The 15,863-nt window shown below is 30.4% G+C and carries 11 protein-coding genes; 5 read left to right on the plus strand and 6 right to left on the minus strand.

Going from position 1 to position 15,863, the window contains the following annotated elements; all coding sequences use genetic code 11:
* Nucleotides 1-7 precede the first annotated feature (7 nt).
* Together ACZIYX_RS14625 and ACZIYX_RS14630 are read right to left on the minus strand one after the other, a co-directional pair.
* Nucleotides 8-1,048 (minus strand): ABC transporter permease, encoded by a 1,041-nt coding sequence (locus ACZIYX_RS14625; protein WP_462682995.1) that lies wholly within the window; start codon nucleotides 1,046-1,048, stop codon nucleotides 8-10.
* 81 nt (nucleotides 1,049-1,129) lie between these two features.
* A complete protein-coding gene (locus tag ACZIYX_RS14630; protein WP_462683024.1) occupies nucleotides 1,130-3,265 on the minus strand; it encodes a carboxy terminal-processing peptidase in 2,136 nt (711 codons plus the stop codon).
* 260 nt (nucleotides 3,266-3,525) lie between these two features.
* Between ACZIYX_RS14630 and surE the strand changes: the two genes are divergently transcribed.
* From surE to lpxB, 3 genes are all read left to right on the plus strand, one after another.
* On the plus strand, nucleotides 3,526-4,308 hold the full coding sequence (surE, locus tag ACZIYX_RS14635) for a 5'/3'-nucleotidase SurE (RefSeq protein WP_462682996.1): 783 nt from the start codon (nucleotides 3,526-3,528) through the stop codon (nucleotides 4,306-4,308).
* Nucleotides 4,301-4,597, plus strand: a complete 297-nt coding sequence (locus ACZIYX_RS14640) for a hypothetical protein (RefSeq protein WP_462682997.1) — start codon at nucleotides 4,301-4,303, stop codon at nucleotides 4,595-4,597. Before surE ends, ACZIYX_RS14640 begins: the two co-directional genes overlap by 8 nt.
* A gap of 163 nt (nucleotides 4,598-4,760) precedes the next feature.
* Nucleotides 4,761-5,876: a lipid-A-disaccharide synthase gene (gene lpxB / locus ACZIYX_RS14645; protein ID WP_462682998.1), complete on the plus strand. Its 1,116-nt coding sequence runs from the start codon at nucleotides 4,761-4,763 to the stop codon at nucleotides 5,874-5,876.
* Here the strand turns inward: lpxB and ACZIYX_RS14650 are convergent.
* Together ACZIYX_RS14650 and ACZIYX_RS14655 are read right to left on the minus strand one after the other, a co-directional pair.
* Nucleotides 5,873-8,104 carry a tetratricopeptide repeat-containing hybrid sensor histidine kinase/response regulator gene (locus tag ACZIYX_RS14650; RefSeq protein ID WP_462682999.1) on the minus strand — a complete coding sequence of 744 codons (2,232 nt, stop codon included), beginning with the start codon at nucleotides 8,102-8,104 and terminating at the stop codon, nucleotides 5,873-5,875. The two genes, lpxB and ACZIYX_RS14650, sit on opposite strands and share 4 nt — an antisense overlap.
* Before the next feature lie 187 nt (nucleotides 8,105-8,291).
* Nucleotides 8,292-10,511 (minus strand): response regulator, encoded by a 2,220-nt coding sequence (locus tag ACZIYX_RS14655; RefSeq protein WP_462683000.1) that lies wholly within the window; start codon nucleotides 10,509-10,511, stop codon nucleotides 8,292-8,294.
* A 226-nt stretch (nucleotides 10,512-10,737) separates the two neighbouring features.
* Between ACZIYX_RS14655 and ACZIYX_RS14660 the strand changes: the two genes are divergently transcribed.
* The gene (locus ACZIYX_RS14660) at nucleotides 10,738-11,256 is read left to right on the plus strand and encodes a C40 family peptidase (protein ID WP_462683001.1); all 519 of its coding nucleotides are present in this window, start codon (nucleotides 10,738-10,740) and stop codon (nucleotides 11,254-11,256) included.
* A gap of 291 nt (nucleotides 11,257-11,547) precedes the next feature.
* On the plus strand, nucleotides 11,548-13,620 hold the full coding sequence (locus tag ACZIYX_RS14665; protein WP_462683002.1) for a ComEC/Rec2 family competence protein: 2,073 nt from the start codon (nucleotides 11,548-11,550) through the stop codon (nucleotides 13,618-13,620).
* Nucleotides 13,621-13,625: 5 nt separating this feature from the next.
* On the opposite strand, the gene ACZIYX_RS14670 is transcribed toward ACZIYX_RS14665, so the two are convergent.
* Together ACZIYX_RS14670 and ACZIYX_RS14675 are read right to left on the minus strand one after the other, a co-directional pair.
* Nucleotides 13,626-14,903: a serine hydrolase domain-containing protein gene (locus tag ACZIYX_RS14670; protein ID WP_462683003.1), complete on the minus strand. Its 1,278-nt coding sequence runs from the start codon at nucleotides 14,901-14,903 to the stop codon at nucleotides 13,626-13,628.
* A gap of 423 nt (nucleotides 14,904-15,326) precedes the next feature.
* Nucleotides 15,327-15,863, minus strand: a complete 537-nt coding sequence (locus ACZIYX_RS14675; protein ID WP_462683004.1) for a thioredoxin family protein — start codon at nucleotides 15,861-15,863, stop codon at nucleotides 15,327-15,329.

Here is a 15,863-nt window from a genome sequence, read left to right on the forward strand (position 1 = left end):
TAATATATCATCCTTTCACGTCCAACGCATCTCGCAGCGCATTACCTATTAGCATAAATGCCATTACCAAACTCATAATCCCTAATCCCGGGATAACTGCAAGATAGGCCTTACCTAAAATAATATAAGAATAATGATCTTTAATCATTGCTCCCCAACTTGGCATAGGCGGCTGTGCTCCTATTCCTAAAAAACTGAGACCACTTTCTATAAGAATCGCTCCTGCAAAATTTGCTGCAGAAATCACGATTACCGGTGCTAAACTATTGGGTAAAATATGTTTTGTAATGATTCTAAAATTTGTAAACCCCATTGCACGTGCTGCGGTAACATATTGCATTTGTTTAACGCCCAATACCTGCCCCCTAACTACTCTTGCTACTTCTACCCACATAGTCAATCCTACCGCAATAAAAACCTGCCAAAAACCTTTGCCTAAAGCCAAAGTTATTGCAATGACCAACAACAATGTTGGTATGGACCATGTAACATTAATTAGCCACATAATTACCGCGTCTGTTTTTCCTCCAAAATATCCTGCAATTGCGCCTAGAGATATTCCTAAAATTAAAGAGATCAATACTGCTACAAAACCAATAGAAAAAGAAATACGAATCCCAACCAACATCCTGCTTAACAAATCCCTGCCATATTTATCTGTACCTAATATAAATGTTTGGGTTTTGATATATGTGCTTATTATCTGGTCTTTGGTTAATCCCTTGGGAAAACGTTCTAATTTTATATTTTTTGACAATTCTATTATTTCCCCTTCGCTATATGGCGATACCTTCAAAACACCATCTTTTATAGTATATTGGTCTATTGGGATCTCAGTTTCTGTGTTTTTTTCTCCAAAGAATATTTTATTAAGAAAAGATTGTTCTGAAATATCCTGCGACGGGATGGTTAACATTTGTACTTTAAACCCTGGCGGTTTAGAATGTATAGACAAGTGCATTTGATTTGCATTTTGAGAATTATCCGGAGCCAAAGCATAGGAAAATATTGCTATAAATGCACAAAAAACAATAAAATAAAAACTCAAAACGCCCCAAAAATTCTTTCTGAATTTTTGGAGCGCTATTGTGCTTAAAGAGTTTGACTTTGCTTTTGTTATTAACACATATTAGTTCTTTACGGTAAGTGGATTTTTAGATTTTCTGATGTTGTTTATCTTCAAATCTTCTAGCACACTTATAGCTTCTTCAACATAAACATCTTTACTAAGACTCTCATGCCATCTTTTTCTTTTTTCTTCCAAAATCGAATCTTTTTTCATTAATTCTGCCTCATAAGGCAACGATTCGAAAGTTAGATTGGTTTTGTATTTATTGATCTCATCAAAACGTTTTGCTTGTTCTTCATTGAGCTCTATGTTTTCTTTATATTTATTAAACTGTAAAGAATATCTGTTAACGTCTCTTTTTTCTCTAACCCATCTTGCATTTTCGTCTATCAACTTTAACTGGTTGTTTTTAGACATTCTTTCCTTGCTATTGTTGATTGTTTGATTAAAATCAATATAGCCGTCCCAAATAGCATAATCTGCTGCAGGTATTTTATCCCAGGGCAATGGATTTTCCTGATCTTTCTCTCCTATATCTATATAACTGTAACGATCCGGCACTACAACATCACTTTTCACCCCCTCTAACTGGGTAGAGCCACCATTAACTCTGTAAAATTTTTGTGTAGTTAGTTTTAATGCTCCAAGATCTCCAAAATCATTGCTACGCATCCATCTATTAAGATCCATTACGTTTTGAACTGTTCCCTTGCCATAGGTTTGCTTACTACCTATAATAATAGCTCTTTTATAATCTTGCATTGCCGCTGCCAAGATTTCTGAAGCTGAAGCCGACAATTCATTCACCAATATTACTAATGGTCCATCCCATAATATATTTCTATCCTTATCACTCAAAACCTCGGGAGATTCTCCTTTTGTCCTAACTTGTACTATGGGTCCTTTTTCTATAAACAATCCTGCAATATCCACTACAGTTTGTAAAGACCCACCTCCATTATCTCTTAGATCTATTACCAAACCATCCATATCCTGCTCTTTAAGACGAACAATTTCTTGCTTTACATCTTTTGCGGCATTACGTTGATTATAATCCTGCATGTTAAAGTAAAATTTTGGTAAGTTAACAATACCAAAAGTTTTATCTTCTTTTTTGACTATAGAGGATTTTGCATAAGTTTCTTCTAATTCAACAACGTCTCTTACAATATTTACTACTTCTGTAGTTCCATCTACTTTTTTAACTGTCAAGGAAACCTTAGTTCCTTTAGGGCCTTTAATTAAGCTTACGGCATCATCCAATCGCATCCCTACCACACTTACAGGCTCTGCTTCGTCTTCTTGTTTAACTTTCATGATAAGATCCCCGACTTCTATCTGATTTCCTCTCCATGCAGGTCCTCCCGAAATAACTTCTACTATCTTTACATTATCGTTTTTCTTTTGTAATCTTGCTCCAATTCCTTCTAGTTTTCCAGACATAGCAATGTCGAATCTGTCTTTATCTTGCGGAGCAAAATAATAGGTATGTGGATCAAATTCTTCTACTATAGAGTTGATATAAATAGAAAACCAGTCTTTTCGTTCTAAATCATCGGCAAATTCAAAATACTCTTTTAAAGATGTTTTGGTTATATCTCTGGCTTCTTCTTCTAAAATGACAGAAGTTTTTCTTTTATAATTGCTGTTTTTGGTTACAGAGTCTATTTGTTCTTCTACTTTATCATAATAACTGGACAATGCATTAAATTTGAGCTGTAACCTCCAGCGATCCTTCATTTCTTTTTTATTGGTCACATAAGATAAATTTTCGTAGTCTGTATCTATACTTTCGTCTTTCTCAAAATTGAATGGTTTTTCTAAGATCTCTTTATGTAAAGTTCTTGCCTCTGCCATTCTTTGTTGAAGTCGTTCATACGTTAAATTAAAAAAAGTTATTTCCTTATTTCTGATTTCATCATCGATAAGTTTTTCATAATTTTTAAACTCTTCTATATCGCTTTGATAAAAATAACGCTTTAGCGGATCCAAAGCATCAATATAATCTGTAAAGACTTCCCTGGAAAAATCATCATCAATATCTTTTGCGTCATAATGACCCTTACCCAAAACATAGCTTATTAAATCTATTAATAATTTGTCTTTATCCGGATCGTTTTCAACTTTGGTAGTAAAACTGCAAGAAGCTGCCGAAACGATAACAGCAAGCATCAATGCCAAAAAACTCTTTTTCATATGCTCATTTAATTTAGGGAATTTACGGCAAAATACATTAAAAATCGCACCAATAACAGGTAATATTACTAAATTTTTCTTAAATGAGCTAATATTATTTCTCTCTCTGTTTTTAGAGCAAAAATTTAAGTCATTATATATTTGTTGTTTTATAATAGTCTGATAAAGCCATAATTGAGTATATTTTGACATATATTGTTTTTTAGTCATAACTCTTGTAGTATAAAAAAATGTATTTTTACATTATAAAAATCGGGAATATGACACAAAAAAAGCCTCTTATTTTGGTTACTAATGATGATGGTATAACTGCTCCTGGGATTCGTACCCTAATAGAGGTTATGAATGAAATAGGTGATGTTGTTGTAGTTGCCCCTGATAGTCCGCAAAGTGGTATGGGGCATGCCATTACAATTAATAGTACATTATATTGCGATCCTGTTATAATTGATAAAAGTGCACCTCAAAAAGAGTTTAGTTGTTCTGGCACCCCTGTTGATTGTGTTAAAATGGCTTCTCGTGAAATTCTTGACAGAAAACCTGATTTATGTGTAAGCGGAATAAACCATGGGTCTAATTCTGCTATTAATGTTATTTACTCTGGTACTATGAGTGCTGCTGTAGAGGCCGGAATTGAAGGCATTCCTGCTATAGGGTTTTCTTTGCTTGATTATGCTATGGACGCTAATTTTGAGCCTTCAAAAAAATATGTAAAAGCAATTGTAAAAAATGTACTAAAAAATGGGTTGCCAAAAGGAGTTGTACTTAATGTTAATATCCCAAAACTAGCTTCAACAGAAATAAAAGGGGTAAAAATTTGTCGTCAGGCAAATGCACATTGGGTAGAAGAATTTGACAAAAGAACAAATCCTATGGGTCGGGATTATTACTGGCTTTCTGGCAAGTTTATTAATGAAGACAAAGGAGAAGACACTGATGAGTGGGCCTTGCATAATGGTTACATTTCTATTGTACCTACTCAATTTGATCTTACTGCTCATCACTTTATTCAAGAACTAAACAACTGGTCGTTAAATGATTAAAAAAGAAATTACTGTAGGGCTTACAATTGGTTTGCTTATTAACTGTTTAGGTTTTATAGTATGTATATTGATTTTTTCTACACTAAGTGGGAAAGGATACACATTTGCAGAGACTATTGAGGCATCTGCAAAAAATGATTCTTTAGGAAGTCTGATTGCTCTTGGAGCGCTACCAAATTTGATTTTTTTCTTTTATTTTTTAAGAAAGAATAATATATACAAAGCTCGTGGTATACTTCTTGCTTGTCTTATTAGTGCTGTTTGTATAGCAATTAGTAAATTTGGGTGATTTTGATATAAAACAATCGATAACCTTGGAGCAAGCTCACGAGGTATGCTTATGAAAGTTTTTTTTGAAGCAAACCTCTGGGAATCAAACATTCAATAAGGGATTAAAATTTAAACCTAATGAATCTTAAAAATCTAAACTCATAAAAACAGAAAAATAATCCATGAAATACTATCTCATTGCAGGAGAAGCGTCTGGTGATTTACACGGTGCTAATCTTATGAAATCTATTCTTAAAGAAGACCCTCAGGCAGAATTCAGGTTCTGGGGTGGTGATCTTATGCTGGCTGTTGGCGGATCTATAGTAAAGCATTATAGGGATCTTGCATTTATGGGGTTTGTAGAGGTTATATTAAACTTGTTTACTATTTTAAAAAATATAAAAATTTGTAAACAGGACATTATTAATTTTCAACCAGACGTCCTGATTTTTATAGATTACCCTGGGTTTAATTTACGCATTGCAGAATGGGCCAAGCAAAAGGGGTTTAAAACACATTATTACATATCCCCTCAAATATGGGCATGGAAAGAAGGTCGAATAAAAAGTATCAAACAATGCATAGATATGATGTATGTTATACTTCCTTTTGAGAAGTCTTTTTATGAGGACAAACATCAGTTTCCGGTTAATTTTGTAGGACATCCTTTAATCGATGCTATTGCAGATCATAAACAAATAATGCCCGAGGTTTTTAAAACAAAACATAATTTGGATGATCGTCCTATAATAGCAATACTTCCCGGAAGCAGAAAACAAGAGATTCGAAAAATGCTTGACGTTATGCTTACTGTGGTAGATGAGTTTTCTGAATACCAATTTGTGATTGCAGGAGCACCTAGTCAGGAAGCTTCATTTTATACTCCTTTTATTAAAAAAGAAGGGGTACACTTAATCATGAATCAAACATACGATTTATTAAGCCTTAGTAGTGCTGCTTTGGTAACTTCTGGAACGGCTACATTAGAAACTGCTTTATTTAAAGTCCCGGAGGTGGTTTGCTACAAAGGCAATTATATCTCCTATCAAATTGCAAAACGAATTATTAATTTAGATTATATTTCTTTGGTAAACTTGATTATGGACAAGCCTGTAGTAACAGAATTAATACAAAATGAGTTTAATCCTAAAAGACTTAAAGAAGAACTTACAACTATAACTGATGATTACAACAGAGCGGTAATGTTTTTGGATTATTATGATTTAGAAAAAAAACTGGGTGGCAAAGGAGCTAGCGACAAAACTGCTAAATTAATCATAGAGACTATAAAAAATTAATCCAACACTGCGCAATATTTTTTTATTGTCTTGTATAATAGTTCTGGATTCACGGGTTTTGACAGGATCGTATATATTCCTGCTTCATTAAATTTTTCTTTGTTTAATTTTTCTGACAATGCGGTTAATGCGATTATTGGGACTTTTGTATTAAATTTTCTTATGTATTTTGTTGCTTCAAAACCATCCATTTTTGGCATCATAATATCCATAAATATCATAGAGTAATCATTTTTTCTGGCCATATCTACTGCTTCTTCCCCATCATTGGCAGATTCACAACTGATCCCATAATCTGAAATTATTTTTTTAGTAATCAATTGATTTACTTTATTATCCTCTACTAATAAAACACTCAGGTCTTTTGATAATTCATCTCCCGATTTATTAAAATGATTTTTTTTAAAAACATTTTTATCCATCGCTTTTTTATAAATTTCAAAATCCACAGTAAATGCAACCAATGTCCCTTTATTGGGTTTTGATTCTATTATAATATCACTATCGTAAAGTTTTAATATCCTTTTTACAATAGATAATCCCAATCCAGTGCCACCATACTCTCTATTAATTTTTATAGATCCTTGATGAAAAGCTTCAAAGGCTTTTTCTATTTGCTTTTCTGTCATTCCAATACCTGTATCCTGTATTGTAAATTTTACTTTTGCTTTATTGTTTACTGTAGAAAGTACTGCTACTTTTATATATATGTCCCCGTTTTTGGTAAACTTCAATGCATTGTCCAAAACACTTAGAACAACCTGAGAGATTTTAAGCATATCTCCTTTTATAATATCAGGAATACCATTGTCGATTTCTCTATGAATTTTATTCTCGTTATTCTTTTTTATTACCAAAGATGAATCAATGAGATTGTTAATTAATGATTTTAAATCAAATTCTTCGTTTTTTAACTCAGTATATTCATTTTCCAGATCGTTTAATTGAATAACATCGTTAATCAAGTTTAAAAGATAATCACTGGATACGTTTATGAGTTTAATTTGACTTATCTGATGTACTGTTAATGGTTCTTTTTGCAATAAAAAAGTTGTTCCTTTAATAGTATTTAAGGGGGTAAGAAGCTCGTGTGTAACAGAATCCAAAAACTCTGATTTAACTTCTAAAGCTTTATCGGCTTTTTTGTTGGCTTGTATTAGTTCTTTATAATTATTTTTTAATAATGTGTTTATTCTAGATTTGTATTTAGATATATTATATTGTATTGTACTTAATATTGCCAAACCCAGAATCATTAAGAAACATAATAACATAATATAGTTTCTATTACTTAATTCTTGCTCTTTTAGCTCATTCTCAATTTTTATTCTTTTATTTTCTTCTTCTTGCAGGTTTAATTGTCCTGATAAAACAAGAGAAGCACTTACTTTTTTGGTTTTTTGGGTATGATAATCAAAAAAACTATTAGAAGATTTTTCATAAAAAGATGCTGCGTTTTTATAATCTCCTAATTTTTCATAATAAAATCCTTTTTTTTCAAAAAACTTTCCTTTAAAACGCGTATCACTAAAATACATGGATTCTTTTTTTTCAATTTCAAGAAAACATTGCTTAGCTTTTTCAAATTCTCCTAAATTAATATAATCTTCTGCTAAAAATAAATACAAAAATCTTTTTCGATTCTCCTTAGCTCCTGTTTTATTTATTGCTTCCAAAGATTTTAATGCATGCCCTAAAGAGGTTTTCCATTCTTTTCTCCTCATATATTCCACACTCATATTATAATTAACATCGATCAAATCCTCGGTTTCTCCATATTGATTAAATATTTTCTCTGCCATAAGCATAGCTTGGTGTGATTCTTCCATTTTTCCTAAATAATTTTTATACACACCTATATCTTCATAATATAATGCCAACTGTCTTTTATCCCCTAGCCGATTAATAATACTTAGGTTTTCAGATAAACATTTTTTTATTTCCGAGCTATCTCCATTTTTGATAAAAAAACCTATTTTTTCTCTATTTACCAATATTGTAGAATATGGATCATTAAGTTTTTTTGCCAAATCTTCAGCATTTTTCAGCAGATAAATACCATCCTCTGTACCTTTTTTAGTTTGTTTTAAAAAAGCTTTTTCAGATTGCTCTAGGGTTTGTTTAATCTTATCTTTTGTTATTTGTTTTTCAGAAATTTGAGCTATTAAAGAAATCGAATAAACATGGAATAATAAACAAACGATATATAGGGGTGATTTTAATTTCATTTGAAAAACATTAAACTTTTAATTAAAATGTGTCGTCTTTTATATTAAACAAATACATGAAAAATCAAAATTATCTGAGATTTTTTTTTCACCTTGGTCCTAAACATTATTTTAATCATTCTGTTTTAAAATCTTTAAGTAGTTTATAATTACAACAGGGTTTAAAAGATCTGGATAAGTTATATACTCATCCTTTACACTCCTCCAAAAGAACTTTATAAAGAAGTCGGGGATTTACAGGTTTACGAAGAACTTTTAAAATTCCTGCTTCATTAAATTTTTCTTTGTTTAACTTTTCTGACAATGCGGTTAATGCGATTATTGGGACTTTTGTATTAAATTTTCTTATGTCTTTTGTTGCTTCAAAACCATCCATTTTTGGCATCATAATATCCATAAGTATCATAGAATACTTATTTTTTCTGGCCATATCTACTGCTTCTTCTCCATCATTGGCAGATTCACAATTGATCCCATAATCTGAAATTATTTTTTTAGTAATCAGTTGATTTACTTTATTATCCTCTACTAATAAAATATTTAGATTTTTTGATAATTCATCCTTTGATTTATTAACATGATTTTTTTTAATAACATTTTTATCCGTTATATTTTTAGAAATTTCAAAATCCATAATAAATGCCACTAATGTGCCTTTATTTGGTTTTGATTCTATTATAATATCACTATCGTAAAGTTTTAATATCCTTTTTACAATAGATAATCCCAATCCAGTGCCACCATACTCTCTATTAATTTTTATAGATCCTTGATGAAAAGCTTCAAAGGCTTTTTCTATTTGCTTTTCTGTCATTCCAATACCTGTATCCTGTATTGTAAATTTTACTTTTGCTTTATTGTTTACTGTAGAAAGTACTGCTACTTTTATATATATGTCCCCGTTTTTGGTAAACTTCAATGCATTGTCCAAAACATTTAGAACAACCTGAGAGATTTTAAGCATATCTCCTTTTACAATATCAGGAATACCATTGTCAATTTCTCTATGAATCTTATTAGCGTTGTTTTTCTTTGTTATTAAAGACGAATCAATTAGGTTATTAATTAATGATTTTAAATCAAATTCTTCATTTTTTAACTTAACGTATTCATTTTCCAGATCATTTAATTGAATAACATCATTAATCAAGTTTAAAAGATAATCACTGGATACATTTATCAGCTTAATTTGGTTTATCTGATGGGTTGTTAATTGTTCTTTTTGTAATAAAAAAGTTGTTCCTTTAATAGTATTTAAAGGAGTGAGAAGCTCGTGTGTAACAGAATCCAAAAATTCTGACTTAACCTCTAAAGCTTTATCGGCTTTTTTATTAGCTTGTATTAATTTTTTATAATTATTTTTGAGTAATTTGTTCGTTTCTGTTTTATATCTGGAAACTCTATATTGAATTATAGATAAAACCACCAATCCTAAAATAATAAAGGCTCCTAATAATATAATGTAATTTATATTTCTTAGTTCTTGTTCTTTTAGTTCATTCTCAATTTTTATTCTTTTGTTTTCTGCTTCCTGCAGGTTTAATTGGCTAGTCAAAATGAGTCCGGCAGTAACTTCTTTGGCTGTTTCTATATGAGATGCAAAAAAAAGATTGGAAGATTGTTTATAAAAGGATGTTGCATTTTTATAATCTCCTAATTCTTCATAATAAAATCCTTTTCTTTTAAAAAACCTTCCTTTAAAATGCGTATCATTATCATACGTATGATCTTTTCCTACCTTATTCAAACAGGCTTCTGCCTGATCAAACTCTTTTAAATTAATGTAATTTTCTGCCAAGAAGAGATATAAATTTTTCTTTCGGTTTTGTTTGACATTTGTTTTAGCTATGGCTTCCAAGGAGATTAAAGCATGTTTGATAGACAAATCATGTTTTCCTGCCCTCATGTAGTTAAGAGAAAGGTTATAATTAATATCTATGGCATCTTCTATTTCTCCATATTTACTTAATAATTGTTCTGCAAGAATCGTGGCTTCAAATCCTTCTTTTTTATTTCCTCGTGAATATTCATAAACTGCAAGATCTTCGTAATACAATCCTAAATATCTTTTGTCTTTTAATTTGGTAATAATATCCAGGTTTTTTGCTAAATACCGTTGTATACCCAAAAAATCTCCATTATCATAACAAAAACCTACCTTCTCTCTATTAACTAGTATTTTGATGTGTGGATCTTTTGATTGATTTGCTAAGCTCTCTGCCAAAGTTAATAAACGCACTCCTTGTTCTATTCCTTGTTCTGTAGACTTTGCAAAGGCAGCAATAGATTTTTCCAGAATTATTTTTATGCTATCAGAACTAACTGTTTTATCAGAAACTTGTCCTATTAAATAAACCGAGCTCAAAAAAAATAATAAGCAAACAATACGGGGTAATTTTAACTTCACGACAAGAACATTAAGTATTTACCTATTAAGATATTAAAACTTCTTGAATTTTACACTAAAACCATATATAAATAAAATAAAAGTCTTAAATTTTTATTGTTTTCACACATTTTTAACCATAAACGCAATAAAAAACAATAATAAAAACAGCTATGCTTCTTAAGGAATTTTTAATTTTTTGAAAATCTTATATAAAAACACGTACTTTGTTGTAAACCCAAATCGAATGAAAAGGATTTTAATATATTTTCTATTTATAATAACATTAATTTCCTGTGGAAGTTCTTCAAAAAAGAAAGCCATTATTTCTTCGCCAAAAAATAAAACTGCTTTAAAAACTAAGCCCGATAAAGATTCTGATTCTCAAAAAATCAATAGTATTGTAGATTATGCTAAAACTTTTAATGGTACCCGTTATAAGTTTGGGGGTACTACAAAAAAAGGAATGGATTGTTCTGGTTTAGTATATACCTCTTTCAAAAAAGAGAATATTATTTTACCCAGAACTTCAAAAACCATGGCTACCCAGGGCGCAGCTATTTCTCTAAAAAAAGTTACTGTCGGGGATTTGCTTTTTTTTAAAACCAATAAAAGAAAAAATGTTATTTCGCACGTAGGGTTAGTTATCGAAACCAAAGGCAGTATCAAGTTTATACACTCTTCTACATCTAAGGGTGTTATTGTATCCAGCCTTGATGAAACTTACTGGAACAAATGTTTTGCCTTGGCGCGAAGAATATTGTAGTTTTAATCCCTCATTACAACAGGTTTAATCCCTCTAGGTTGCCTAGAAAACAATATATATTTACAAAAACATATTTTATAGGCTTATTTTGGGGTTACTAGTTGTTTTTAAATGTTTTACAAAAATATTTATCAAAAAAAAAGCTACTGCAAAACAGGTGTTCTATATTGCTCCGGATTTATATTTATGTGGTTTTTATTTTTAGGTTCCGAAAAATAAAACTATGTTTTCTTATTATTGCACAACAAAGAAAGAGGTTCTTTCATTTTATAATTCAGATTTTAAATAATAGTGCGCAAAAAAATCAACTACAAACTGCTTAACATACCTTTTGTTATTATTACTATCGCAACTTTATTTGGGGTTATTTTTGGGGTCTATATTACTATAAAAATTGATGTCGCTATCTTAAGTTTTTTAATTTCTATTTGTGGGCTGGGTATCTCATGGCATCAATCAAAAAAGATATTTAGTAAGACTTCTTCTTTTGTGTTATTAACAATAGTTGTATTTATCAATTTTGGTATTGTTTTAGTTAAAATCCATGACTTTAAAAATTACTCAAACCATTACAGTACCAAAATCAACCAAAAAGAGATTAACAACACCCCTGCAGGTATTGAATATTGTATTGCAGAACGGTTAAAACCCACGGCGTACTATGACAAATATATTATTTCTATTAGACTTATAAAAAATAAGGTTGTACGTGGTAAAATGTTGCTCAAAATTCCAAAAGACAGTTCGTTAAATATTTTGGAAACAGGCAATATTTATACTTCTTATGCAACTATTAAGCCTATTACCGCTCCACTAAACCCAAATCAATTTGACTATGCAAAATACCTGCAAAATCAATATATATTATACCAAACTACTCTCTGTCCCAACCAAATAATTTACAATCAAAAAAAAGAACAATCTTTATCCTCATTTGCGGATCAAACAAGAAAAAAAATTAATCAAAAACTATCTAAATATCATTTTGATTCTGAAGAATTTTCTGTCATTAACGCCTTGTATTTGGGTCAAAGGCAAGATATCAGTCAAGAAACTTTTAGCAATTACAGAGATGCCGGGGCTATTCATATTTTAGCAGTTTCTGGGTTACATGTAGGTATACTATTATTTATCATAAACCTAGTATTAGCCCCTCTAAATAGAATAAAAAAATATGGAAAAAGAATTAAATTAATAGTTCTTATTACTTCATTATGGGGGTTTGCAATTATTGCAGGTCTGTCTCCTTCTGTTCTTAGGGCTGTAACTATGTTTTCATTTCTTGCTATCGGTATGCAAATAAGATCTAAAACAAGTACATACAATTCATTATTTATTTCATTATTTGTACTGGTGTGCTTTGACCCTTTATTGGTATTTTCTATAGGTTTTCAATTAAGTTATGTTGCTGTTTTTTCTATACTTTGGATACAACCAATTATAGAAAACATATACAAGCCACGATTTTATATAACCAAAAAATTGTGGGCTATATTTACAGTAACAATTGCTGCTCAACTTGGCTTACTGCCTTTATCCTTGTTTTATTTTCATCAGTTCCCTTTGCTGTTTTTTGTTTCGAACCTTATTATTCTTCCTTTTTTGGGGGTTATTCTTGGATTTGGTATTTTTGTTATCTTACTTGCTTTGTTAAATATTCTACCAGAGTTTATTGCAAATCTATTTGAAAACTGCATTCATAGCATGAATACTGTAATTGGATGGATTGCGCAACAAGAAACATTTATCCTCAAGGACATTTCTTTTTCATGGATCACCCTTATTGCTCTTTATTTTGTAATCCTTTCTATAACCCTAACGTATAAACAATATAAAAACATAAAAAAACACACTATAGTGTCCTCTATTGTTATGATGATTTGTGTAATGATCTATCAAAAACACAATGCATCTAACCTGGAAGAATTAATATTATTTCACAATCAACGAAATACTATTGTGGGAGTTGTAGAAAATCAAAAAATGCAGCTTTACAGCAAAGACTCTATTTCTATAAACACCAGTGCTTTTTTACTAAAAAATTATCTTATTCAAAATCAAATAACTTTAACAGACTCTACCCTCTGGTTAAAAAATATCTATACATATAAAAACAAAACTATTTTGATTCTGGATAGTGTAAACATCTATAAGGCATTAAAAATACATCCTGATATCCTTATTTTATCAAATTCGCCCAAGATACATTTAAAAAGAGTAATAAACATTTTAAAGCCTAAACAGATTGTTGCAGACGGCAGTAATTATAAATCTTATTTGGATCGATGGGAAAAGAGTTGTATTATATCAAAAACCCCTTTTCATCGCACAGATAAAAAGGGGGCTTTTATAATTAAACAATGAGTCTGTTATAATAACACCAAAGACTCTTCAGTATATTTTTCTTCTTTAGCATTCATTATTTCTTGTATCATTTTATAGATTTTAGGTATGCAATCTTTAGCTATTTCATTTTGGCTATTAAAAAGCACACAAATCCCTAAATCCTCTTCTGGATAGATTGCAATTTCGGTTCTGTAATTATTAACACTTCCTCCATGATGTATAATCGTATTGGTATCTCCTGTTTTTGGGTCGTTAAAAGAATGTATTCTCCATCCCAACCCATAAAAAGATTTAGAATGACCAGGCCATTTTTGATAGTATTTTCTTTTTCCTTCTTCTTGAATAATTGGAGAAAAAACTGTGCTCATTGTATTGGGCATCATAACTTCCGGATTATTTCCCAACAAAAACTTCATCCATTTACCCATATCAGACGCACTTGCATTGATTCCGCCTGCTACAATTGCATTGTCATAGTATTTTTTATTGACAGGCATAGATTTCCATCTGTTGTGGATACGTTTATGAGGATATGCTACATTATTTGAATGTTCTATCGCTTCGTAACTAGCAGAAGCTGTAGTCATCTGCAATGGTGTAAAAATCTTTTCCTGAATAACATCCCGTAAAGGTTTTCCGGCAACCTGTTCCAATATTTTTCCGCTAAGCGCAAAAACAGCATTTTGATAACTATAAATATCTCCTGGTTTTTGAATTAAGCGAATTTTTTTAAAACGATTTGCAATAGTTGTTATTGGTAATCCGGCTTCTACCAGATTTGTAAAACTATGATATGGCAATCCTGTTGTATGCGATAATATATGGGATATTGTTATACTATTGGTCTGTTCTTTACCAGAGAGTTGAAAATCCGGAATATAATCTACTACTTTATCTTCCCAATTTATTAATCCTTCTTCTACATGGATTCCTGCTAATATTCCTGCAAAACCTTTAGACACAGATCCAATTCTGAATATAGTTTGGTTATTTATCGTATCTTTTAATACTACATTTTTATTTCCATAACCTCCAGAATAGATAACAGAATCACATTTTACGATAGCTATAGCTGCTCCTACGATTTGTTTTTTTTCTATCGCCTGATTAAAATAAGCGTGTACAGAATCTATTAATCTTTGCTTATTATAATCAGAAAAATGAACCTCTGGGGCTAATGGTTCTGACAATTGTGTTTTTTGTGATATATGAGATAATTCAGGATGCTCTGCGGTAACAAAAGAAAAAAGCAAAGCTATTAACAACATAGATGGGGCGACTATGGCAAATATTTTTTTCATAAGCAGGTTTGTGATCCAAAAAAGAAATAAAACCAGAAAAGTAATTATGCTTGTTATATATGTTGTATATAATAATTACTCATGGATGGGGCGTTTTCTTTTTCAGAATCCATTTTTAGGGTATTAGTTAGGTTTATGTAATTAGTAACGTATATATTTTCAAATAATTGCTAATTTCTGTAAACTTAAAATGAAATATTTTTTTATATAACAGAAAGATTACTTTTTAATATTATTAAAGGAAAATTCCTTCAATAATAACATATAACGAGACTAATATACGACAAAAAACAAGATAAAAAAGACAAAGAGTTATTTTAACATTCACATAACAAAAACAGCTTGATTTTTCTCTGGTATAAATTAAAAATCCTTTTACTAAATAAACAGTAAAAGGATTTTTAATTTATATTTTATGTGTTTCTAATTTACAAAAGTGCTTACAAAAGCTTTTTCATAATTTTGCCATGCTTCTGCACTAGTCAATTTTTTATAATCGTTATTATGGATCATTTTAAGATATATCTCTAATTGCTGTGGTGTTTTATATCCAACCACAGGGGCTATTAGATTTGCTTTTTCATCAAAAAACACCATGCTTGGGTATCCGCTTATCTTTAATGCATTTGCAAAAAAATGTTGGCTGTTTCGGCCTTTTCTTTCTGGGTTATAATTGGGATTGGTATATGTAAAATTGTTATATTTTACCTCTTCCGTTCCTTCTGCATTAAACTTTACCGCATAGTAATTTTTATTTACGTAAGATACTACGTCTTTATTATGAAAAGTTTTTTTATCCAAAAGTTTACAGGGTCCACACCAATCTGTATATACATCCATAAAGATTTTTTTAGGTTCTTTTTTTTGAGCTTCTAAAGCATCATTCATAGACATCCATTTAATTTCTTGTGACCGGACAGAACAGCACATAAGAAATATAATAATAAGTAGGTTTTTCAT

This window comes from Aquimarina sp. (genome assembly GCF_977115655.1).

Coding starts and splice junctions, on each gene's coding strand:
- ACZIYX_RS14630 (WP_462683024.1), bottom strand. CDS start 3,265: ATGAAAAAGAGTTTTTTGGCATTGATGCTTGCTGTTATCGTTTCGGCA.
- surE (WP_462682996.1), top strand. CDS start 3,526: ATGACACAAAAAAAGCCTCTTATTTTGGTTACTAATGATGATGGTATA.
- ACZIYX_RS14640 (WP_462682997.1), top strand. CDS start 4,301: ATGATTAAAAAAGAAATTACTGTAGGGCTTACAATTGGTTTGCTTATT.
- lpxB (WP_462682998.1), top strand. CDS start 4,761: ATGAAATACTATCTCATTGCAGGAGAAGCGTCTGGTGATTTACACGGT.
- ACZIYX_RS14650 (WP_462682999.1), bottom strand. CDS start 8,104: ATGAAATTAAAATCACCCCTATATATCGTTTGTTTATTATTCCATGTT.
- ACZIYX_RS14660 (WP_462683001.1), top strand. CDS start 10,738: ATGAAAAGGATTTTAATATATTTTCTATTTATAATAACATTAATTTCC.
- ACZIYX_RS14670 (WP_462683003.1), bottom strand. CDS start 14,903: ATGAAAAAAATATTTGCCATAGTCGCCCCATCTATGTTGTTAATAGCT.
- ACZIYX_RS14675 (WP_462683004.1), bottom strand. CDS start 15,863: ATGAAAAACCTACTTATTATTATATTTCTTATGTGCTGTTCTGTCCGG.